Origin of the sequence: Ramlibacter pinisoli (assembly GCF_009758015.1) — a bacterium.
Classification (GTDB): Bacteria; Pseudomonadota; Gammaproteobacteria; order Burkholderiales; family Burkholderiaceae_C; genus Ramlibacter; species Ramlibacter pinisoli.
In genome coordinates this window covers 202,228-220,881 of record NZ_WSEL01000011.1, presented here as the reverse complement: position 1 = coordinate 220,881, position 18,654 = coordinate 202,228, and the positions used below count along the sequence as shown (strand labels likewise).

The window sequence follows — 18,654 nt, the reverse complement described above, 5'->3', positions numbered from 1 at the left end:
TCAGCGGAAGACGGTCAGCACCCCGGTGTAGCCGTACAGGTGGTGGCGGGCGATCTCGCCGCCGGCAAAGAAGCCCACCAGCGGCACGTCGCCCAGGGCGCGGCGCACGATCTGCAGCTCGGCGCTGGGACCGCCGAAGTGCGGCCCGCCGCGGCCGGCGCAACTGACGTAGACGGCGCCGGCGATGCGGCGCTCGGGGCTGGGCGCCGACTGCGCCTCGGGCGCGGCCAGCGCCGCCGCCACGGTGCGCGGCAGTTCCTCCGGCTCCAGTTCTTCGCGCACCTCGGCGCAGATGCGGGTGAGGTCGGCCCGTGCCGCCTGCGCATTGCGCTGGCAGAACGCCATGCGCATGCCGGCCTCGACCCGGCTGGCCACGGCCACCGCCCGCCGGGCCGGGTCCAGGCCGATGATGTGACGCACCACCACGTCGGTGCCGAAGGTGCCGGCGCGCCCCATCACGTCGGCCCCGGCCTCGGTCAGGCCGACCAGCGTGCCGCGCAGCGTGGCCATCGCCTGCTGCGGCTGCTCGAGCGAGATGCCGGCCTCCTCCAGCAGCACGTCCAGCGCCGGCTCGCCGTCGAGCGTGACCAGCACGTTGCCGTCGGCCTCGGTGATGCTGCGCTGGTGGCCGATCGGCTGGCAGCCCTGGGTGACGCGCGAGACCAGCGCCACCCCCTCGCCGAAGGCGACGCCGGACAGGCCGCCGCTGTACACCCCGCGGGCCTTGCCCTGGCCGCGCATGTTGCCGTTGCCGCCGACGGCGAACTGCACCACGTCGGAGCGGCTGGAGGCCAGCCCGCCGAACAGGTAGCCGGTGGCGGTGCGGCCGGCCATCTCGGCGATCAGCTCGCTGACGTCGGGCGTGCCGGCGTCGGCGTGCACCAGCGCCGTGTACGGCTCGAAGCCCATGCCCTCGCCGCTGCCCAGCGGCGCGACGCCGGAGAAGACGCGGTACTGGTCGGACGGGATGGCGCACAGCATGACCGCCAGCGCCGGCTCGTCGAAGTACTCGACGTTGCTGGACGCGATGCCCACGCCGACGGTGCCGGACCAGTCGGTGACTTCCGGCAGTTCGGCGCTCAGGTGGTCCAGGATGTCCTGCGCGTGGGCGGCGTAGTGGTCGGTGATGTAGAGCAGCCCCAGGGTCGGTGCCGAGGCGTAGTCGCGCAAGGCCATCTGCGCGCGCAGTTGCGCCAGCACCAGGCCGGCGGCCATCGGCCACTGCGGGTGGGTGGCGTGCCCGAAGGGAAAGAGCTGCATGCCGCTGTCCCGCCCTCAGCTGCGCGTGCGCGGCGCCGCTGTCTTGCGCGCCCGCGGCGCCTTGGCGGCCGCCTTGCGCGGTGCCTTGGCAGCGGCGCCGGGCGCGGCCGCGTGCACCGGCGCGGCCGGCGGCTGCGCGGCGCTGCCGGCGCCGCCCATGCCGGACGCTGCGTCGACGGCGGTGTGGCGCGCCGCGTCGTTCAGGGCGTCGGTCGCGATCTGCTGGAACTGCTGCGTCAGGGCGCCCCACCATTGCAGCGGGTCGATCACCGACCCCGCCGGCTTGTCGGACCGCGACGCCGCCGGTGATTCGGCCGGCTTGGCACGCGGGGCGTGCGCCGCCGCACTCGCCTCCTTGGGGGCGGCGGCCGGCGTGGACGCCGCCTTCTGCATGCCGGCCACCGCGTCGGCGGCGTTGGTCCGCAGGGCGTTGGCGACCTCCGCCATGCTCAGGTTCATGCCCTGCAGGGTGGCCAGGGTCATCTTCTGGACTTCCAGCGCCTGGATGGTGGCGCCCAGCGCCTTGGAGTTCTGGTCCAGCCAGAAGTGCACCGCCTTCATGTCGGTGATGCGCTTGTCCAGCTCCTCGACGCTGAGGGTGGGCGCGACCCAGTTCGACAGGCTGGGCATCTGCGGGATGGCCTTGCTGGCGCCCTGCGCCAGGTTCTGCAGGAAGTCGAAGCCCGGGACGAACTTGCCGAAGCCGACATGCTGGGAGTCGCTCATGGGGCTGCCTCTGAAAGTTTGCTGCAGCTTAGCAGCCCGCCGCGCGGCCGGGCATGGCGTGCGCGCGCCCAATGCGCAAGAAAGGGTGACCGGCGACGCCGGCCGCCGCGTCAGTGCTTGTGCGCGCCGGCCGCCGCCGCGGCGCCCAGCTCCTTGGGCGGGGTGGCCGACACCGGCACCTGCAGCGCCAGCTGCCGCTGCTCGCCACGGGCGGTGCGGAAGGTCAGCGTCAGCGGGATGCTGGTGCCGGCCTGCAGCGGCGCCTTGAGCTCCTGCAGCATCAGGTGGTTGCCGCCGGGCTTGAGTTCCACCGCCTTGCCGGCCGGCAGCTCCAGCCGCTCGAGCGCGCGCATGCGCATCACGTCGCCCTCGAGCTTCATCTCGTGGACCTCGGCGGTGCCGGCGATCGGCGTCGCGGCGCCCACCAGCGTGACCGGCTCGGAAGCGGTCAGCGTCACGTACACGCCGCCGCTGCGCTGGCCCTGCACCGTGGGGCGGGCCCAGGGCAGTTGCGCGGTGACGGGCGCGGCGGCCTGGGCGAAGGCGGCACCGGCGGCCAGCAGCAGGGCGGCGGCGAGGAAAGGTCGGGTCTTGGTCATGGTGGCGCTCCGATGGGGTCAGTGGCGGTGGCTGCTGGCGCCGGCGGCGGGCAGCACTTCGAGCACCGCGGCGGGGCTCTTGAGGTCGGCGATCGATTGTCCCGGCTTGGGCACCTCGACCCAGTCCAGGCGGCCCGGATCGCACACCTGGCTGAGGGGCCAATACAGCGGCCCGGCGCGCCCCGGCAGCTGGGCCACCAGCACGAACTCGTCGTACTGGTCGCTCGGCAAGGCGTCGGCCGCGCTGCGCGCGGTCCAGGTGATGCGGGTCACGTCCTCGGTGACGGTGCGGCCGTGGCTGGTGAAGGGCTGGGCCAGCTTCTCGCGCTGGATCTCCACCGTCCAGCCCGGCTTGGGCATGGGGCGCGCGCCGGCCACGCCGGCCGGGATGGCCACGCTGACCTGGCGGGTCGCCGCGCTGCCGCAGCCGTGGCCGACCTTGAAGGTCGCCTTGTACGCACTGTCGGCCGGCGCGACCTGGTATTCGAGCACGACGTGCGCGCCGGCCGACGAGGCCAGGCCCAGTCCCAGGACCAGGGCGAGGGGGGAGAGGAGGTGGTGGTTCATAGGTCGGCTCTCACTTCCGCGAAGTAGGTTCGTTGCGGGTAGGGGTGGAAATTCCAGTAGGTGCGGTTGTTCAGGTTGTCGATGCCGAACGCCGCGCTGAACGTCTTGTCGATCTGCACCCGGGCGCGCACGTCGACGACGAAGAAGGGGCTCACGCCCATGTAGGTGTTGCCGTTGACGTCGCTGTTGTCCAGGGTGCGGTACTGGGTGCCGCTGTAGCGCGCCCCCACCGAGGTCGTCCAGCGCTCGCTCCAGTGCCAGCTGGCCAGGCCGGAGGCGCGAAGCTCGGGCACGTTGGGCTGGCGCTTGCCGATGGTGTCGCCGGGCACGGTGACGAAGCCGGCGTTCTCCTTGATGCGCGAGTCGGCCCAGGTCAGGCTGGCCTGCAGGTCCAGGCCGCGCCAGACCACGTCGGCGCCGTTCCAGGCCAGCTCGATGCCCTTGGTGACGATGCGGCCGACGTTCTGCACCCGGCTCACGTTGCGGTTGGCCACGGTGTCGAACGTGGTCTGGGTGTACAGCGCGTCGTGCGTGTCCTCGTAGAACAGCGTGGCCCGGGCGACCCCGTTGCCCACGTCCTTCTCGGCGGTGAGCTCGCCGGTCCACGAGCGCTCGGGCCGCAGGTTGGGGTCGTTGATGAACGCCGAGTTGGTGGTGGAGGTGGCGCCGTACAACTCGGCCACCGTGGGAAAGCGCACCGCCCGCCCGGCCGCCGCCTTGAGCACCAGGTCGGACCGGGTCTGCCAGGACACGGCGAGCTTGGGCGACAGGTGGCTCTCGGTGCGCTCCGGCCAGGCCGTGTTCACCGCCGGCGCCGCGGTGATGGTGGTGAAGCCCGAGTAGGCCGACCAGCGCTCCGCCCGGGCGCCCAGCACCGCCTTCCAGTCCGGTGCGAAGGCCCAGGCATCCTGGCCCCACAGGCTGCGCAGGCGGGTGCGGCCGCCGACGTCGCTGGCCAGGGCGCCGCCCGGGTCGGCCAGCCAGTTGCCCGTGATCGTCGAGGTGCGGTAGGACAGCTTGTAGTCGTCCTGCTGCACCCCGCCCTCGACGATGTGCGGGCCCTTCATGCCCGCCGGCCGCCAGGTGCCGCGCAGGGCCAGCGTCGACCAGCCGGTGCCGCTGCCGTCGGCGACCGTCCCGGGGCCGCCGCTGGCCGCGCCCGGCAGCGTGTTGGTCACGGCGGTCTGCCGCTTCAGGTCGCGCGCGTAGTCGTACAGGCTGGCCGTCGCCTCCCAGTCGAACACGCCCTGGGTGCGGCTGCGCACCGAGAAGCCGTGGATCCAGTGGGTGGCGCTCTCGTCCAGCAGCGGCAGGTCGGCGCCGGTCACGGGCGCGAAGGTCGAGCCGCCGATGCTGATCGGCCCGCTGGTCACCGGCGCGCCGGCGCTGTTGCGCAGATAGCTGGCCGAGTTGCCCTGGGCCGAGTTCTGCCACCAGCCGAGCGTGTAGCTGGCCCGCACCTGCTGCGGGAAGTCGTAGGCGACCTTGGCCTTCACGTGGTCCTGCACCGTGTGGTACTGGGTGCTGGCGCCCAGGATGTACCAGGGCTGGTTGGCGTTGTTGCGGTCCGGCACGGCGCCGGTGACCGGCACGCCGGCGCCGACCGGCGTGCCGGTGCTCACCAGCCGGGTGGCGAAGGTGAGCGGCTGGCTCTCGGCGTCGCCGCGGTCGGCGGCCAGCCACCAGCTCCAGTCACCGGCCCGGCTGCCCAGCGAGGCATTGGCGTGCCAGGTGCGGTAGCTGGCGTCGGTGCCGTAGAGCTGGAAGGGCTGCAGCGAATAGCCCAGCTTGGCGTGGCCCTCGAGCCGGGTCGGCATCCGCGTGGTGTAGTCGACCACTGCGCCGACCGAGTTGCCCGGGTAGGCGGCCGAGAACGGCCCGTACATGACGTCGACCCGGTCGATCTCCTCCGGCGTCACCAGGCCCCAGCGGGGCGGGAACGACAGGCCGCCGACGCCATTGCCCAGCAGGTTGGACAGCAGGATGCCGTCGGCATAGACCAGCGAGCGGGCGCTGTTGCCGGTGCCCGAGGCCCGGCTGGACAGGATGGCATGGTTGAAGTCGCCCGGGTAGCGCTTGCGCACCAGCAGGCTGGGGAAGTACTTGAGGACGTCGGCGCTGTCGGTGGCGTTGATGGACCGCTCGATCTGCTCGCGGTCCATCCCCTCCATGGTGGCGGGGATCTGGGTCGGCAGCGAGGTCGGCTGGCCGCCGTTGATGGTGACCATGCCGAGCGCCTTGGCCGGCGCCTCCTGGGCGGGCGCCTGCGTGCACGGGAAGCCCAGGGCCAGCGCCAGGGCAAGACGGGTGGGGCGCATGGTGCGCACTCCTTGAACGAACGAACGGGAAGCCGCGGCGGCACGGCGGCCCCGCGGAACGGTTCAGGCGATCAGGAGAGCGACGGTGGCCCGCGCGCGGGCAGGGGGGCGGCGATTCGCGCGGCATGGCGCGCGGCCGGGATGGACTGGACCACGTGGCCGAGCGGCAGCGCCAGCGGCGCGGCGTTGACCGCCGGCGGCGGCGGCGCGACCGCCGCGCACAGCGGGCAGTCGAGCGTGTGCTGGACGGCCGGCGTGCCGTCGTCGCCGGCCAGCGTCTTCAGGGTCATGCCGCCGGCGCCGCTGCAGATGAGCTGGACACCCTGCGGGTTGACGACCGGGGAGGCGATGGCCACGCCCACGGCCAGCGCGAACCAGGCCAGCACGAGGCGGGCGAGGTAGCGGGTCTGGCGCAGGCGGTCCATGGCGCGGATTATGGCCACCGTCGCGCCGGCGCCGCCATCCCCAGTTCGATCAACGCCAGCTATTTTTTTTTGCCGGCCGCGCGCCGGCCAGCTCAACCGCCGGGGAAGCGCGGTGGCCGGCGCTCGCGCAGCGAGGCCACGCCCTCGCGCACGTCCGGGCCGGCGAATCCCATGAATTCCAGGGCAAGCGAGGCGTCGAAGGCGGGCCCGGCCTGGCGCAGCCAGTTGTTGAGCGCGTACTTGGTCCAGCGGATCGCGCTCTGGCTGCCGTTGGCCAGCCGGTCGGCCACCTCGTAGGCCTTGGGCAGCAGCTGGTCGTCGTCCACCGCCAGCGCCACCAGGCCGATGCGCTCGGCTTCCTCGCCGCTGACCGGTTCGCACAGCAGCAGGTGGTACTTGGCCTTGGCCATGCCGCACAGCAGCGGCCAGACGATGGCCGCATGGTCGCCCGCCGCCACGCCCAGGCGGGTGTGGCCGTCGACGATCTTCGCGCTGCGGGCCGCGATCGGGATGTCGGCCAGCAGGCCGGCGACCAGCCCGGCACCGACGGCCGGGCCATGCAGCGCGCTGACGATCGGCTTGTCGCAGTTGATGACGTTGTAGACCAGGTCGCGCGCTTCCTTCCAGACCCGGCTGCGCACCTCGAAGTCGTCCGCCATGTCCTGCACCAGCGACAGGTCGCCGCCGCCGGAGAAGCCCTGGCCCTCGCCGCGCAGCACGGCGCAGCGCACGCTGGCGTCGGCGCCGACGTCGCGCCAGATCTCGGCCAGCTCGCGGTGGCCGTCGTGGCCGGCCGTCGGCAGCTTGCCGTTGGCCGCCCGCATCTGGATGTCGAGGACGGCGCCGCCGGGGCCGCGGCGGCTGATGGCGAGGGTCTGGTAGCGCGCGTAGTCCATGGGCAGTGGGCGTGAAGGCGGTCGCGGCCGGCCTGCCGGTGGGCCGGCCCGTGCACAAGGGGAAACGAGTATCGCCCAGCCCCGCCCGGCGCCCGGCGCGACGCCCTCAGCGCTTCTTGAACGAGTACTTCTGGCCGGCCAGCGACACCTCGTACATCAGGCCGCCGCGCACGATGGTGAACACCGCCATGCCGTTGTTGTAGGCCGCTGCGGCGGCGGCCTTCTCCTTGGTGATGCTGGCCCCGGCCCCGGCGCCGGTGGTGCCGGCCTTGGCGCCGGCGCCGGCCGTGAGCGCCACCGCGGACGCGCCCGCGCTGAACTCGAAGTCGCCGGCCGTGAACTTGTCCAGGGCGGCCTTGTTCTCGAAGAAGATCAATTCCGAGAAGCCCTCGCCACCGAGCTGGAAGCCGATCGAGACCTGGGTCATGGTCGAATCGCCGATCAACTTGCCCTTCTCGTAGACGCGGCCGTCGCCGCGCGCGCCGCCGATGCCGATGGCGCCCTTCAGGATCTTGGGAAAGAGCGCGTAGCCCTGCGCGTTGGCGAAGAACTTGCCGGTTTCCTCGGCCTTCTTGAAAGTGGCAAGGGCCTCGTCGTACTCGTCGGCCCGGGCCGAGGGGAGCCACGCCCCGCCGCACACTGCCGCGCAAGCCGCCAAGGCCGTGCGCCGATGGACCAGGATCATGTCGATCTCCTTCTAGGTGGGTCCCCGACCGTAGTGGAGCCCGGCCGGGCCCGGAATCGGACCTTGGTCCAACTCTTTCTGCCCCGTCTCGCCCTGGCGTAGGACGCCTCCTACGCGTGGCGGCGGCTGCGGGACCCGCCGCCGGGCTGGGTGCGGTGGTACGGTTGGCGCCCATGAATTTCGTGGACCTGCTCAGTCCCGCCTGCGCCCTCTTCCTGGATTTCGACGGCACGCTGGTCGACATCGCACCGGAACCCGGCGCGGTGACCGTTCACTCCAGCCTGGTGCCCACGCTCGGCGCCCTGCACCAATACCTCGGCGGCGCGGTCGCGGTGGTGAGCGGCCGCCCGATCGCCGAGATCGACGAGTTCCTGGCGCCGCTGCGCCTGCCCACCGCCGGCATCCACGGCGTCGAGCGCCGGACCGCCGCCGACGTGCTGGTGCGCGCCGCCGCCCATCCCCTGCAGGCCGTCGAAGCGGCAGCGATGGCGCTGGGCGCCGCCCATCCGGCGCTGCTGATCGAACACAAACAGGCCTCGATCGCCGTCCACTACCGGCGCGCGCCGGAGCTCGAAGCCGTCTGCCTGGCCACCATGCAGGATGCGATCGACCGCTCGCCCGGGCTGACGCTGCTGCGCGGCAAGATGGTGGTGGAGGCCAAGCCGGGGGGCGCGAGCAAGGGCCTGGCCATCGAGGCCTTCCTCAACGAGCCACCGTATGCCGGCCGCGTGCCGGTGTTCATCGGCGACGACGTCACCGACGAGGCGGGTTTTTCCGCCGTCCAGCGCCTCGGCGGACTGGGCGTGAAGGTGGGGGAAGGCCCCACCATCGCCCACCAGCGTCTGGCCGATCCCGGCGCACTGCGCCAAGCATTCGATACCGCCATGGCCACCAAGGCCACGGCAAGGGCAAGGGCATGAAAGCCAACACCTCGGTCCAGAACCTCAACCTCGGCATCATCGGCAACTGCGCGTACAGCGCCCTGGTCGACGAGCGCGGCAACATCGTCTGGTGCTGCCTGCCGCGCTTCGACAGCGATCCGGTGTTCAACGGCCTGCTCGACCCGAGCGAGAACGGCAGCCTGTGGGCCTTCGAGCTGGAGGACTTCGCGCGCAGCGAGCACCAGTACGAGCCCAATACCGCCATCCTGCGCACACGGCTGTACGACCGCCAGGGCCAGGGCATCGAGATCACCGACTTCGCGCCGCGCTTCTGGAGCCGCGGCCGCACCTTCCGGCCGCTGACCATGATCCGCCGCGTGCGGGTGCTGGGCGGCACGCCGCGCATGCGGGTGGTGCTGCGGCCGCGCTTCGACTGGGGCCGCGAGGTGCCGCACATCACCCGCGGCAGCACCCACCTGCGCTACGTCGGCTCGCAGCAGACGCTGCGCGTCAACACCGACGCGCCGATCGACTACATCCTGTCCGAGACCTTCTTCGTGGTCGACCGGCCGCTGAACTTCATCCTCGGGCCGGACGAAACGCTCACCGGCGGCATCGAGGACACCGCGCGCGCCTTCGAGCAGGACACGGCGTCCTACTGGCGCAACTGGTCGCGCGCGCTGGCGGTGCCGCTGGAGTGGCAGGACGCGGTGATCCGGGCCGCCATCACGCTCAAGCTGTCGCTGTTCGAGGACACCGGCGCCATCGTGGCGGCGATGACCACCAGCATCCCCGAGGCGGCCAACAGCGGGCGCAACTGGGACTACCGCTACTGCTGGTTGCGCGACGCGTTCTTCGTCGTGCGCGCGCTCAACAGCATCTCCGAAGTGGCGACCATGGAGGAGTACCTGCGCTGGCTCAACAACGTGGTGGTGCGCTCGCGCGGCGGCCACATCCAGCCGCTGTACGGCGTCGGCCAGGAGGAGAACCTGGGCGAGGCCATCCTGGAGCACCTGCCCGGGTACCGCGGCATGGGGCCGGTGCGCGTGGGCAACCAGGCGGCCGAGCACTTCCAGCACGACGTGTACGGCAACATCGTGCTGGGCGCCGCCCAGGCCTTCCACGACCACCGGCTGCTCAAGCGCGCCGGGCGCACCGAGTTCGCCTCGCTCGAGGCGGTGGGCGAGCAGGCGTTCCGGGTCTACTCGGAACCCGACGCCGGCATGTGGGAGCTGCGCACGCGGGCGCGCATCCACACCTCGTCGGCGCTCATGAGCTGGGCCGCCTGCGACCGGCTGGCCAAGGTGGCCGTCGCGCTGGGCCTGAAGGACCGCGCCAACTACTGGGCCGAGCGCGCCACCACCATCCGCGAGCGCATCCTCAACGAATCGTGGAGCGAGGAGCGCCAGGCCTTCGCCGAGAGCTTCGGCGGCCGCGACCTCGATGCCAGCGCGCTGCTGATGGCGGAGGTGAACATCATTGACCCGCGCGACCCGCGCTTCGTGGCCACCGTCGACGCGCTCGAGGCCTCGCTGTGCGACGGCCCGTACATGCGCCGCTACGAGGCGGCCGACGATTTCGGCAAGCCGGAGACGGCGTTCAACATCTGCACCTTCTGGCGCATCGACGCGCTGGCGCGCATCGGCCGCAAGGAGCAGGCGCGCGAGATCTTCGAGGTCATGCTCAAGAGCCGCAACCCGCTCGGCCTGCTGTCCGAGGACACCCATGCCACCACCGGCGAGATGTGGGGAAACTTCCCGCAGACCTACTCCATGGTCGGCCTGATCAACGCCGCGGTCCGCCTGTCGACGCCGTGGGACACGGTGATCTGAGGGCCGCCGCCGGTCATCCCACCGCGCGCGCGGCAGCCCCGCCGGCCCGCGCCCGCTCCACCACCCACCCTCCACGCTGAACCATGTCGCGCCTGGTCGTCGTCTCCAACCGCGTCGCCGACCCGCGCAAGACCGCCGCCGGCGGGCTGGCGGTGGCCCTGGGCGAGGTGCTGAACAACAGCGGCGGGCTGTGGTTCGGCTGGAGCGGCAAGCTGGTCGACCGGCCGGCCGGCAGCCCGCAGCCGGTGCGGATGCACCACGCCGGCCAGGTCACGCTGGCCACCATGGACCTGACGCGCGTCGACTACGACGCCTTCTACGTCGGCTACTCGAACGGGGTGCTGTGGCCGGTGTTCCACTACCGGCTCGACCTGGCCGACTTCGATGCCGGCTACATCGAGGGCTACCGGCGCGTGAACCAGCTGTTCGCGCGCCAGCTGCTGCCGCTGCTGCGGCCCGACGACATCCTGTGGGTGCAGGACTACCACCTGATCCCGCTGGCGGCCGAACTGCGCGCGCTCGGCTGCCAGCAGCGCATCGGCTACTTCCTGCACATCCCGCTGCCGCCGCCGCTGATCCTGGCCGCCATCCCGGGGCACGACTGGCTGGTCAAGGGCCTGTGCGCCTACGACCTGGTGGGCTTCCAGAGCGGGGCCGACCTGGAGCACTTCACCGACACCATCCGCAGCGAGGCCCACGCGCAGGACCTGGGCGAGGGGCGCTGGCGGGTGTTCAACCGCACCCTGCAGGCGGGCGCGTTCCCGATCGGCATCGACGTGCAGGAGTTCAACGCGCTCACCCAGGGGATCGAGGCGGTCGACATGTACGAGCGGATGCGCCGGGAGTACTCGCGCCGCAAGCTGCTGGTGGGGGTGGACCGGCTCGACTACTCGAAGGGCCTGCCGCAGCGCATGCGCGCCTTCCGCGAGCTGCTGGCCAAGTACCCGGACACGCGCAACAGCGCCACGCTGATCCAGATCGCCTCGCCCAGCCGCGAGGACGTCAGCGCCTACACCGACATCCTGCACGAGCTCGAGAGCCTGTGCGGCTCGATCAACGGCAACTACGGCGAGCTCGAATGGATGCCGGTGCGCTACATGCACCGCACGGTGGCGCGCTCGCGCCTGCCGGGGCTGTACCGGGCCAGCCGGGTGGCGCTGGTGACGCCGCTGCGCGACGGCATGAACCTGGTGGCCAAGGAGTTCATCGCGTCGCAGGACCCCGAGGACCCCGGCGTGCTGGTGCTGTCGCGCTTCGCCGGCGCGGCCGAGCAGCTGAAAGAGGCGCTGCTGGTCAACCCGTACGACACCGAGGCCACCGCCGCCGCCATCCACGTCGCGCTGCAGATGCCGGTGGAGGAGCGGCGCGAGCGCCACGTGGCGATGCTGGCCACGATCCGCCGCACCGACGTGCACTGGTGGTGCGACTCGTTCCTGCACCTGCTCGGCCAGACCGAGGCCCACGAGAGCGGCACGCCCTGGCTGCGCCTGTGAGCGCCGTCAGAACACGGTGGCGAGCAGGCCGGCCAGGCCCAGCCCGAGGGCGGCCAGCGCGTCGCCGGCGATCAGGCCGCCGCCCAGCAGCGACATCCCACCCATGTCGGCCGGCACGTCGGGCCGGCGCGGCGCCCGCAGTTGCAGCAGGCTGGCCACCACCCCGCCGCCGCCCAGCCACAGCGCGGTGGGCAGGTTGACGAAGCCGCCGAACGACAGCGCATAGGGCGAGGGCAGCAGCACCGCGTCGACGACGAAGTCGAGCCGGCGCCCGCGCGCCGTCGCGAGTGCCTGCCGGTAGCGGGAGCGGGAACGCAGCCACTTGCGTGCGACCTCGATGGCGAAGCCGATGCCGATGCCGATGGCGATCGCGCGCCGCTGGTGCGGCTGGTCGTCGGTGAGGCTGCGCAGCACGCCGACGAACTTGTACGTCATCGCCGAGCCCCACTCGGGCGGCTGCTGGCCGGCCCGCATCAGCGTCTGGTCCTGCAGCAGCACCGGGTAGGCCGCCATGAACAGGCGCGCGAACGCGACCGCCAGCACCGCGCCGACCAGGATGCCCAGCACCTGGTAGCGGAACTGCAGCACCCGCGGCGTGCCCAGCCGCCAGCCGGTGGAGCGGTCCTGCTGCATGTCGCAGGCGACGCTGGTGGACACCAGCAGGATGGCGCCGGCCATCAGGCCGACGGCGGGCTCGGCCAGGCCCAGCGCCGCCATCACCACCACGCTGACGACGAAGGCGGACGAGATCGGGTTGGAGTCGCTGACGCCGGCGGCGATGCCGTTGACCAGGGCGAACAGGAACACCAGGACGATCGCCACCAGCAGGTACGGCAGCGGCTGCTGCAGCAGCCAGTGGCCGGTGGCCGCCGTCGCCGCGCCCCAGGCCACCACCCAGGCCCACAGGCGGCGCTGGTCGACCCGGCGCCAGTCGGGCGCCTGCACGGCCGGCGCCGGCGCGCGGGCGGCGGCCAGCGCCTGGCGCAGCACCAGTGCGAGGTCGACGACGGCGGCGCCCATGATGGTGCCCAGCGCCAGCAGGAACATGATCTTGCGCGGCGGGTCGCCGGCCTGCAGCCAGCCGATCGCGACGAAGGACGGCTGCAGCGCCCAGCCGATCAGGCCGCCGACGACCGCCGGGATGCCGATGCGGGCGCCCACGATCAGCCCGGCGCCGAAGGTGGAGGCGGAGACCTCGAGCGCGCCCAGCCAGGCGAAGCGGCTGGCCGCCAGCCCCACGGCCAGGCCGGCGGCCGCCCCGCCGCCCAGGCGGGTCATCGAATGGCGCAGCAGCCGGGCGTCGGTGAGCGCGCGCAGGATGTTGGCCACGGCCAGCCCCGACGGATAGGCCAGCCGCAGGCGGTCGACCAGGACCGGCGTGTACAGCATGCCGACGCCGACGCCGAACAGGCCGATGCAGGCGAAGTAGGCCACCAGCTGCCAGGCCGGCGGCTGCGGCAGCCCCAGCCAGGCCATGGCCTGCACCAGCACCGCCATGCCGCTCATGCTGGCCACCGAGGCGGCGGCGGTCTGGATGTAGTTGGCGCCATGCTGGCCGCTGCGGCCGTAGCCGGCCGTCACGGCGGAGCCGAGCAGCCCCGCCAGCACCTGGCCGCCGACGAAGAAGCCGAGCGAGAAGTTCATGTAGGCCGCCGTCACGCCGGCCAGCGGGCCCAGCACCAGCATGCCCGCCGCGCCCAGCAGCGCGTGGTAGCCCCAGCTGTGTTCGCGCGGCAGCCAGGACCAGCGCGCCAACGGTGCGGCCCTAGCGCTGCGCGGCGACCGTCTGGTCGATGGCGCCGAACACCGACTGGCCGTCCTTGCCCTTCATCTCGATGCGGATGGTGTCGCCGAACTGCATGAAGGCGGTGGACGGCTGGCCGTCCTGGATGGTCTCGATGGCGCGCTTCTCGGCGATGCAGCTGTAGCCCTTGGGCCATTCGGTGCGGCCGTCCTGCTCGACGCCCTTGTTGCTGACGGTGCCCGAGCCGACGATGCTGCCGGCGCGCACGTTGCGCGTCTTGCAGATGTGGGCGACCAGCTGGCCGAAGTGGAAGGTCATCTCGGGCCCGGCGTCGCACATCCCGACGCGGCGGCCGTTCCAGGTCGATTGCAGGGTGAGGTGCACGCGCCCACCTTGCCACGCGTCACCCAGTTCGTCCAGCGTGACCGCCACCGGGCTGAACGCGGTGGCCGGCTTGCTCTGGAAGAAGCCGAAGCCCTTGGCCAGTTCGTCCGGGATCAGGTTGCGCAGGCTGACGTCGTTGGCCAGCATCACCAGCCGGATGCCGTCCAGCGCCTGCTCGGGGCTGGCGCCCATGGGCACGTCGCCGGTGACCACCGCCACCTCGGCCTCGAAGTCGATGCCGAAGTCCTCGCTGGGCACCAGCACCGGGTCGCACGGGCCCAGGAAGTCGTCGCTGCCGCCCTGGTACATCAGCGGGTCGGTGTAGTAGGTGGGCGGCACCTGCGCCTTGCGCGCCGCGCGCACCAGCTCCACGTGGTTGATGTAGGCCGAGCCGTCGGCCCACTGGTAGGCCCGCGGCAGCGGCGCCATGCAGCGCTGCGGCTCGAACGGGAACGCGTGCCGCGACTTGCCCTGGTTCAGGGCCTCCGACAGGTCCTGCAACTGGGGGGCGACGAAGCCCCAGTCGTCCAGCGCCTGCTGCAATTTGCCGGCGATGCCGGTCGCATAATGGGCCGTCGCCAGGTCGCGCGAGACGACCACCAACTGGCCATCGCGGGAGCCGTCCTTGTACGTCGCGAGCTTCATCCAGGTTGCTTCCGGTTGGCATGCTGCGCTAGAGTCGCTGCGACTCCACGCGTTACGCATAGTGAAATGAATTTACCTAATCGAAATTCTAGCGGATGCCTTCCGGCATGACGAAGCGCGCCGGCATCCAGTCGGTCGAAGTCGGCTTCGGGCTGCTGCAGGCGCTCGGCGAGGCGGCCGGGCCGCTGATGCTGCGCGACCTCGCCGCCGCCGCCGGCATGAGCGCCGCCAAGGCGCACCGCTACCTCGTGAGCTTCCAGCGCCTGCAGCTGGTGGTGCAGGACCCCGCCAGCACCCGCTACGACCTGGGCCCCGCCGCACTCAAGCTGGGGCTGGCGTCGCTCGAGCGGCTCGATGCGGTCAAGCTGGCGCGCGAACGCGTCGCCGTGCTGGTCGAGCGCATCGGCCACACGCTGGCGCTGGCGGTGTGGGGCAACCACGGGCCCACCGTGGTGCACTGGGAGGAGTCGCCCACCGCCGTCACCGTCAACCTGCGCCTGGGCGACGTGATGCCGCTGCTGTCGTCGGCCACCGGCCGCTGCTTCGCGGCCCACGCGCCCAAGGACGCCATCGCCGGGCTGCTGCGGGAGGAACTGGCGCGGGCCCAGAAGCAGGGCCGCACCGACGTGCCGACCACGCTGGCGCAGGCGCGCGCGCTGTTCGAGGAGGTGCGCGCGCGCGGCGCCGCCCGGGTCGTCGACGTGCTGCTGCCGGGCATCGTCGGGTTCTGCGTGCCGGTGTTCGACGCCGACGGCCACATGGCGCTGGGCATCGTCGCGCTCGGTCCCACCGGCACCTTCGACGGCGCCTGGGACGGCGCCGTCCACGGCCCGCTGCAGCAGGCGGCGGCCCAGCTGTCGAGCGACCTGGGCTGGCGGGGATGAGCCCCGCCGCCGGCGTGCCCTGGCGGCCGCTGGCGGCGCTCACGGCCGGCGTGCTGGCGCTGCACGCGCTGCTGCTGCAGGGCGCCCCGGCGCGCATCACCTGGGACCCACCGGCGCCGCCACGGGTCGTGCGCGCGCTGCTGCCGGCCGTGGCGCCCGTGCTGCCGCCGGAACCAGTCGCGCAGACGGTGGTGGCCGCGCCGGAGCGCCCCCACATCGCACCCGCACCCGCACCCGCGCCGGCACCCGCGCCGGCACCGGGACCGGCACCGGCCGCACGACCCGACAACGCCCGCCGGCCGGCGCCGCCAGTGCCAGCCGCCGACGCGACCCAGGCCACCTCTAGCGCCACCTCTGCCGCCACCTCGGCCGCCCCCACCGCCACCACCGCCCCGCTCCCGACGCCCCCCGCCACCGCGACCACGCCGCCCCGCTTGCTGCTGCCGCCGCCGGCCCGCTGGCACTACCAGGCCACCGCGCTGCACCGCGGCGTCACCCTGCAGGGCCGCGCCGACCTGGCGTGGCAGCCCACGGACGGCGCCTATGAGGCCGTGCTGCAGGTGCAGGTGCCGCCGCTGCCGGAACGGCTGCAGCGCAGCGTGGGCCGGCTGACCGACCAGGGCCTGGCACCGACGCGCTACTCGGACCGCAGCCGCACCGAACAGGCCACCCACTTCGAGCGCGGGCCGGGCCGCATCGTCTTCAGCAGCAACCGGCCCGACGCGCCGCTGCTGCCCGGGGCGCAGGACCGGGTCAGCGCGCTGGTGCAGCTGGCGGCGCTGGCGGCCGCCGACCCGGCGCGGCTGGTCGCCGGCACGGTGGTCACCTTGCAGACGGCCGGCACGCGCGAGGCGCAGCCCTGGGACTATGTCGTCGAGGGTCCCGATGACCTCGCATTGCCGGCCGGCCGCCTCCGCACCGTCAAGCTCACGCGCGCCCCCCAGCGCGAGTACGACCTGCGGCTGGAGGTCTGGCTCGGTCCCGGACCGGACTACGCCCCGGTTCGCCTGCGTCTGACACCGCCCAATGGCGATTGGCTCGACATGCAGTGGTCCGGCACCGACAAACGCTGAGCCGCTGCCCCGCCTACTCTGGAAGCCATGGAAAGCCGCGGCCCGGAGTCTGTCTTGTATCCGGATCCAACGTCGCTATCTGCAAGGGCAAAGGACTCCACCATGCAAATGCTTTATGACTCCGATACGTTCGTCGTCGTGCACATGCAGGCGAACGAACCGGTCGATGGCGAGGCTCCTCCGCCCATCGTGCGGCACGGCTTCGAGATCGTGGACAAGCGATCGAACAAGGAGGTGTACCTCGACGGCACCTGGGCGGAGGCGTTCCAGCGCCAGATCAACGCCTGGCAGCTGAACACTCCCACGCAGGAGGAAGTGGAGGAGACGCTCGACGGTTACGCCGAACTGGCGCAGAACCCGCTCGTCATGCACTGAGCCCGGCGGCCGGCCGGCCCCGGCCGGCTAGCGCAGCATCCCGCGCCGGTACAGCGGCTCGACCAGCACCAGGATGGCGATCAGCCGGCAGACCTGGAACGCGGTCACCACCGGCACCCCCAGCTGCAGCACCTTGGCGGTGATCGCCATCTCGGCGATACCGCCCGGCGAGGTCCCCAGCACCATCGTCGCCGGATGCAGCCCGGCCAGCCAGCCCAGCCCCACCCCGAACAGCGCGCTGGTCACCAGCATCACCACCGTCCCGGCCGCCACGGCGGCCAGCCAGCGCGGCGCCGTGTGGATGAACTCGGCCCGGAAGCGCACCCCCAGGCTGATGCCGATCACCAGCTGGGCCGCATTGCTCAGCGCCTGCGGCACGGCCGACAGCTCGATCCCGCTCATCGTCAGGCCCATGGCCACCAGCAGCGCCCCGATGAACCAGGGGTTGGCGCGGCCGGTGCGTGCCATCAGCCAGGAGCCGACCCAGGCGCCGGCGCCCAGCACCAGCAGGCCCAGCGGCACGACGGTGCGCGGGCCGGGCAGGCTGGGATCGACGCCGTGCAGGCCGCTGGCCGTGATCGCCACCGGCAGCGTGAGCGTCACCACCAGCAGGCGCAGGCTGTGCGCGGCAGCCACCAGGTCGGTGCGGCCGCCGGCGCGCTCGGCCAGCAGCGTCATCTCGGAGGCACCGCCGATGGCACCGGCGAAGTAGCTGGTGGCGCGCTGCTCGGCCGGCGAGCCCGGCAGGTGCTCGCGCACCAGCGGATGCAGCAGCCGCCCGAACGCCCAGCCCAGCAGCAGGGCCCAGGCGATGCCCAGCAGGATGGCCCACCAGAGCTGGCCGACCAGGGCGGTGACCTGGGGCGTGAAGTACAGGCCCAGCGCGACGCCGATCACCAGCTGGCCGGCATTGCGCAGCCGCGTCGAGCTCTGCGTCGGCAAGCCCAGCATGGACGCCGCGGCGGTGGCGATGAGCGGCCCCAGGATCCAGGGCAGGGGCGTGTGCAGCCAGGCACAGAGCGCCGCGGTGGCGAGGGCGAGGGCGAGGGTGGCGGTGACGCGAAGGAGGACGACTGGCGGCATGCGGCGGACGGCGGGAGACGCTTAGTATCGATGCATGTCATCCGTGCGCCGCGCTGCCATTGGCCTCGCCCTGCTGGCGCTGGCGGCCTGCGCGCCGATGACCCCGCGCCTGCAGGACCTGGTCCAGGCCGACGTGGTGCTGCTGGGCGAGCTGCACGACGACGCCGGGCACCAGAGCACCCACCGCCAGGTGGTGCAGGAGTTCGCCGGCCAGGGCCGCCTGGCCGCGCTGGCGCTCGAGATGGCCGAGGAGGGCACGACCACCGCCGGCCTGCCGCCGACGGCCGGCGAGGCCACCGTGCTGCGCGCCCTGCGCTGGAACGACGAGGCCTGGCCCTGGGACGCCTACGGCCCGGCGGTGATGGCCGCGGTGGCGGCCGGCGTGCCGGTGCTCGGTGCCAACCTGCCGCGCGCGCAGCTGCGGGCCGCGATGGCCGATGCCAGCCTGGACGACCGGCTGGATGCCGCCGCGCTGGCGGCGCAACGCGAGGCCATCCGCACCGGCCACTGCGACCTGCTGCCCACGGCGCAGCTGGGGTTGATGGTGCGGGTGCAGGTGGCACGCGACCTCGCCATGGCCCGGACCATCGAGTCCGCGCTGGTGCGCGGGCGCACGGTGGTGCTGCTGGCCGGCAGCGGCCATGTCGACCCGGCACTGGGCGTGCCGCGCCACCTGCCGCCGCGGCTGGTGGTGCGGTCGGTGCGGCTGCCGCGCACGGCGGACAGCGAGGCCAAGGACTACTGCGCCGGCCTGCGGCGACAGATCGGGCAGCCGGCCTGACCG

The 18,654-nt window shown here is 72.7% G+C and carries 18 protein-coding genes; 7 read left to right on the top strand and 11 right to left on the bottom strand.

Annotated elements, in window-relative coordinates:
- The 8 genes from GON04_RS26150 to GON04_RS26115 form a co-directional block, all read right to left on the bottom strand.
- Window positions 1-1,260 carry an FIST signal transduction protein gene (locus GON04_RS26150; protein WP_157401051.1) on the bottom strand — a complete coding sequence of 420 codons (1,260 nt, stop codon included), beginning with the start codon at window positions 1,258-1,260 and terminating at the stop codon, window positions 1-3.
- Between the two features lie 15 nt (window positions 1,261-1,275).
- Window positions 1,276-1,986 carry a PhaM family polyhydroxyalkanoate granule multifunctional regulatory protein gene (locus GON04_RS26145; RefSeq protein ID WP_157401050.1) on the bottom strand — a complete coding sequence of 237 codons (711 nt, stop codon included), beginning with the start codon at window positions 1,984-1,986 and terminating at the stop codon, window positions 1,276-1,278.
- 110 nt (window positions 1,987-2,096) lie between these two features.
- Window positions 2,097-2,585 (bottom strand): copper chaperone PCu(A)C, encoded by a 489-nt coding sequence (locus GON04_RS26140; RefSeq protein ID WP_157401049.1) that lies wholly within the window; start codon window positions 2,583-2,585, stop codon window positions 2,097-2,099.
- Between the two features lie 18 nt (window positions 2,586-2,603).
- Complete coding sequence (locus tag GON04_RS26135; protein WP_157401048.1) at window positions 2,604-3,152, bottom strand: YcnI family copper-binding membrane protein; 549 nt, start codon at window positions 3,150-3,152, stop codon at window positions 2,604-2,606.
- Window positions 3,149-5,470 (bottom strand): TonB-dependent receptor, encoded by a 2,322-nt coding sequence (locus GON04_RS26130; protein ID WP_157401047.1) that lies wholly within the window; start codon window positions 5,468-5,470, stop codon window positions 3,149-3,151. The genes GON04_RS26135 and GON04_RS26130 overlap by 4 nt, the downstream gene beginning before the upstream one ends.
- A 71-nt stretch (window positions 5,471-5,541) precedes the next feature.
- Window positions 5,542-5,895 (bottom strand): DUF2946 family protein, encoded by a 354-nt coding sequence (locus tag GON04_RS26125; RefSeq protein ID WP_157401046.1) that lies wholly within the window; start codon window positions 5,893-5,895, stop codon window positions 5,542-5,544.
- Window positions 5,896-5,987: 92 nt separating this feature from the next.
- On the bottom strand, window positions 5,988-6,791 hold the full coding sequence (locus tag GON04_RS26120; RefSeq protein ID WP_157401045.1) for an enoyl-CoA hydratase/isomerase family protein: 804 nt from the start codon (window positions 6,789-6,791) through the stop codon (window positions 5,988-5,990).
- Between the two features lie 106 nt (window positions 6,792-6,897).
- A complete protein-coding gene (locus tag GON04_RS26115) occupies window positions 6,898-7,476 on the bottom strand; it encodes a YSC84-related protein (RefSeq protein ID WP_157401044.1) in 579 nt (192 codons plus the stop codon).
- A gap of 173 nt (window positions 7,477-7,649) precedes the next feature.
- Here GON04_RS26115 and otsB point away from each other — a divergent pair, with 173 nt between their 5' ends.
- The 3 genes from otsB to GON04_RS26100 all read left to right on the top strand — a co-directional run bounded on the left by otsB (window position 7,650) and on the right by GON04_RS26100 (window position 11,682).
- Window positions 7,650-8,396, top strand: coding sequence for a trehalose-phosphatase (otsB, locus tag GON04_RS26110; protein WP_157401043.1), 747 nt, complete (start codon window positions 7,650-7,652; stop codon window positions 8,394-8,396).
- Window positions 8,393-10,189: a glycoside hydrolase family 15 protein gene (locus tag GON04_RS26105; protein ID WP_157401042.1), complete on the top strand. Its 1,797-nt coding sequence runs from the start codon at window positions 8,393-8,395 to the stop codon at window positions 10,187-10,189. The genes otsB and GON04_RS26105 overlap by 4 nt, the downstream gene beginning before the upstream one ends.
- A gap of 83 nt (window positions 10,190-10,272) precedes the next feature.
- Complete coding sequence (locus tag GON04_RS26100) at window positions 10,273-11,682, top strand: alpha,alpha-trehalose-phosphate synthase (UDP-forming) (protein ID WP_157401041.1); 1,410 nt, start codon at window positions 10,273-10,275, stop codon at window positions 11,680-11,682.
- Between the two features lie 6 nt (window positions 11,683-11,688).
- On the opposite strand, the gene GON04_RS26095 is transcribed toward GON04_RS26100, so the two are convergent.
- Window positions 11,689-13,368 carry an OPT/YSL family transporter gene (locus tag GON04_RS26095; RefSeq protein WP_157401128.1) on the bottom strand — a complete coding sequence of 560 codons (1,680 nt, stop codon included), beginning with the start codon at window positions 13,366-13,368 and terminating at the stop codon, window positions 11,689-11,691.
- 79 nt (window positions 13,369-13,447) lie between these two features.
- Window positions 13,448-14,455: a fumarylacetoacetate hydrolase family protein gene (locus tag GON04_RS26090; protein ID WP_157401040.1), complete on the bottom strand. Its 1,008-nt coding sequence runs from the start codon at window positions 14,453-14,455 to the stop codon at window positions 13,448-13,450.
- A 107-nt stretch (window positions 14,456-14,562) separates the two neighbouring features.
- Between GON04_RS26090 and GON04_RS26085 the strand changes: the two genes are divergently transcribed.
- The 3 genes from GON04_RS26085 to GON04_RS26075 all read left to right on the top strand — a co-directional run bounded on the left by GON04_RS26085 (window position 14,563) and on the right by GON04_RS26075 (window position 16,787).
- A complete protein-coding gene (locus GON04_RS26085) occupies window positions 14,563-15,339 on the top strand; it encodes an IclR family transcriptional regulator (RefSeq protein ID WP_157401039.1) in 777 nt (258 codons plus the stop codon).
- The gene (locus tag GON04_RS26080; RefSeq protein ID WP_157401038.1) at window positions 15,336-16,412 is read left to right on the top strand and encodes a DUF3108 domain-containing protein; all 1,077 of its coding nucleotides are present in this window, start codon (window positions 15,336-15,338) and stop codon (window positions 16,410-16,412) included. The genes GON04_RS26085 and GON04_RS26080 overlap by 4 nt, the downstream gene beginning before the upstream one ends.
- Window positions 16,413-16,514: 102 nt before the next feature.
- Entirely contained in the window at window positions 16,515-16,787 is a 273-nt protein-coding gene (locus tag GON04_RS26075; protein ID WP_157401037.1) for a BTH_I0359 family protein, read from the top strand.
- A 27-nt stretch (window positions 16,788-16,814) separates the two neighbouring features.
- Here the strand turns inward: GON04_RS26075 and GON04_RS26070 are convergent, their stop codons facing one another.
- Complete coding sequence (locus GON04_RS26070; RefSeq protein ID WP_157401036.1) at window positions 16,815-17,870, bottom strand: AbrB family transcriptional regulator; 1,056 nt, start codon at window positions 17,868-17,870, stop codon at window positions 16,815-16,817.
- Window positions 17,871-17,904: 34 nt separating this feature from the next.
- On the opposite strand from GON04_RS26070, the gene GON04_RS26065 reads away from it, so the two are divergent.
- Window positions 17,905-18,651: a ChaN family lipoprotein gene (locus tag GON04_RS26065; RefSeq protein ID WP_157401035.1), complete on the top strand. Its 747-nt coding sequence runs from the start codon at window positions 17,905-17,907 to the stop codon at window positions 18,649-18,651.
- Window positions 18,652-18,654: the final 3 nt, after the last annotated feature.

Coding starts and splice junctions, on each gene's coding strand:
- GON04_RS26150 (WP_157401051.1), bottom strand. CDS start 1,260: ATGCAGCTCTTTCCCTTCGGGCACGCCACCCACCCGCAGTGGCCGATG.
- GON04_RS26145 (WP_157401050.1), bottom strand. CDS start 1,986: ATGAGCGACTCCCAGCATGTCGGCTTCGGCAAGTTCGTCCCGGGCTTC.
- GON04_RS26140 (WP_157401049.1), bottom strand. CDS start 2,585: ATGACCAAGACCCGACCTTTCCTCGCCGCCGCCCTGCTGCTGGCCGCC.
- GON04_RS26135 (WP_157401048.1), bottom strand. CDS start 3,152: ATGAACCACCACCTCCTCTCCCCCCTCGCCCTGGTCCTGGGACTGGGC.
- GON04_RS26130 (WP_157401047.1), bottom strand. CDS start 5,470: ATGCGCCCCACCCGTCTTGCCCTGGCGCTGGCCCTGGGCTTCCCGTGC.
- GON04_RS26125 (WP_157401046.1), bottom strand. CDS start 5,895: ATGGACCGCCTGCGCCAGACCCGCTACCTCGCCCGCCTCGTGCTGGCC.
- GON04_RS26120 (WP_157401045.1), bottom strand. CDS start 6,791: ATGGACTACGCGCGCTACCAGACCCTCGCCATCAGCCGCCGCGGCCCC.
- GON04_RS26115 (WP_157401044.1), bottom strand. CDS start 7,476: ATGATCCTGGTCCATCGGCGCACGGCCTTGGCGGCTTGCGCGGCAGTG.
- otsB (WP_157401043.1), top strand. CDS start 7,650: ATGAATTTCGTGGACCTGCTCAGTCCCGCCTGCGCCCTCTTCCTGGAT.
- GON04_RS26105 (WP_157401042.1), top strand. CDS start 8,393: ATGAAAGCCAACACCTCGGTCCAGAACCTCAACCTCGGCATCATCGGC.
- GON04_RS26100 (WP_157401041.1), top strand. CDS start 10,273: ATGTCGCGCCTGGTCGTCGTCTCCAACCGCGTCGCCGACCCGCGCAAG.
- GON04_RS26095 (WP_157401128.1), bottom strand. CDS start 13,368: ATGCTGGTGCTGGGCCCGCTGGCCGGCGTGACGGCGGCCTACATGAAC.
- GON04_RS26090 (WP_157401040.1), bottom strand. CDS start 14,455: ATGAAGCTCGCGACGTACAAGGACGGCTCCCGCGATGGCCAGTTGGTG.
- GON04_RS26085 (WP_157401039.1), top strand. CDS start 14,563: ATGACGAAGCGCGCCGGCATCCAGTCGGTCGAAGTCGGCTTCGGGCTG.
- GON04_RS26080 (WP_157401038.1), top strand. CDS start 15,336: ATGAGCCCCGCCGCCGGCGTGCCCTGGCGGCCGCTGGCGGCGCTCACG.
- GON04_RS26075 (WP_157401037.1), top strand. CDS start 16,515: ATGCAAATGCTTTATGACTCCGATACGTTCGTCGTCGTGCACATGCAG.
- GON04_RS26070 (WP_157401036.1), bottom strand. CDS start 17,870: ATGCCGCCAGTCGTCCTCCTTCGCGTCACCGCCACCCTCGCCCTCGCC.
- GON04_RS26065 (WP_157401035.1), top strand. CDS start 17,905: ATGTCATCCGTGCGCCGCGCTGCCATTGGCCTCGCCCTGCTGGCGCTG.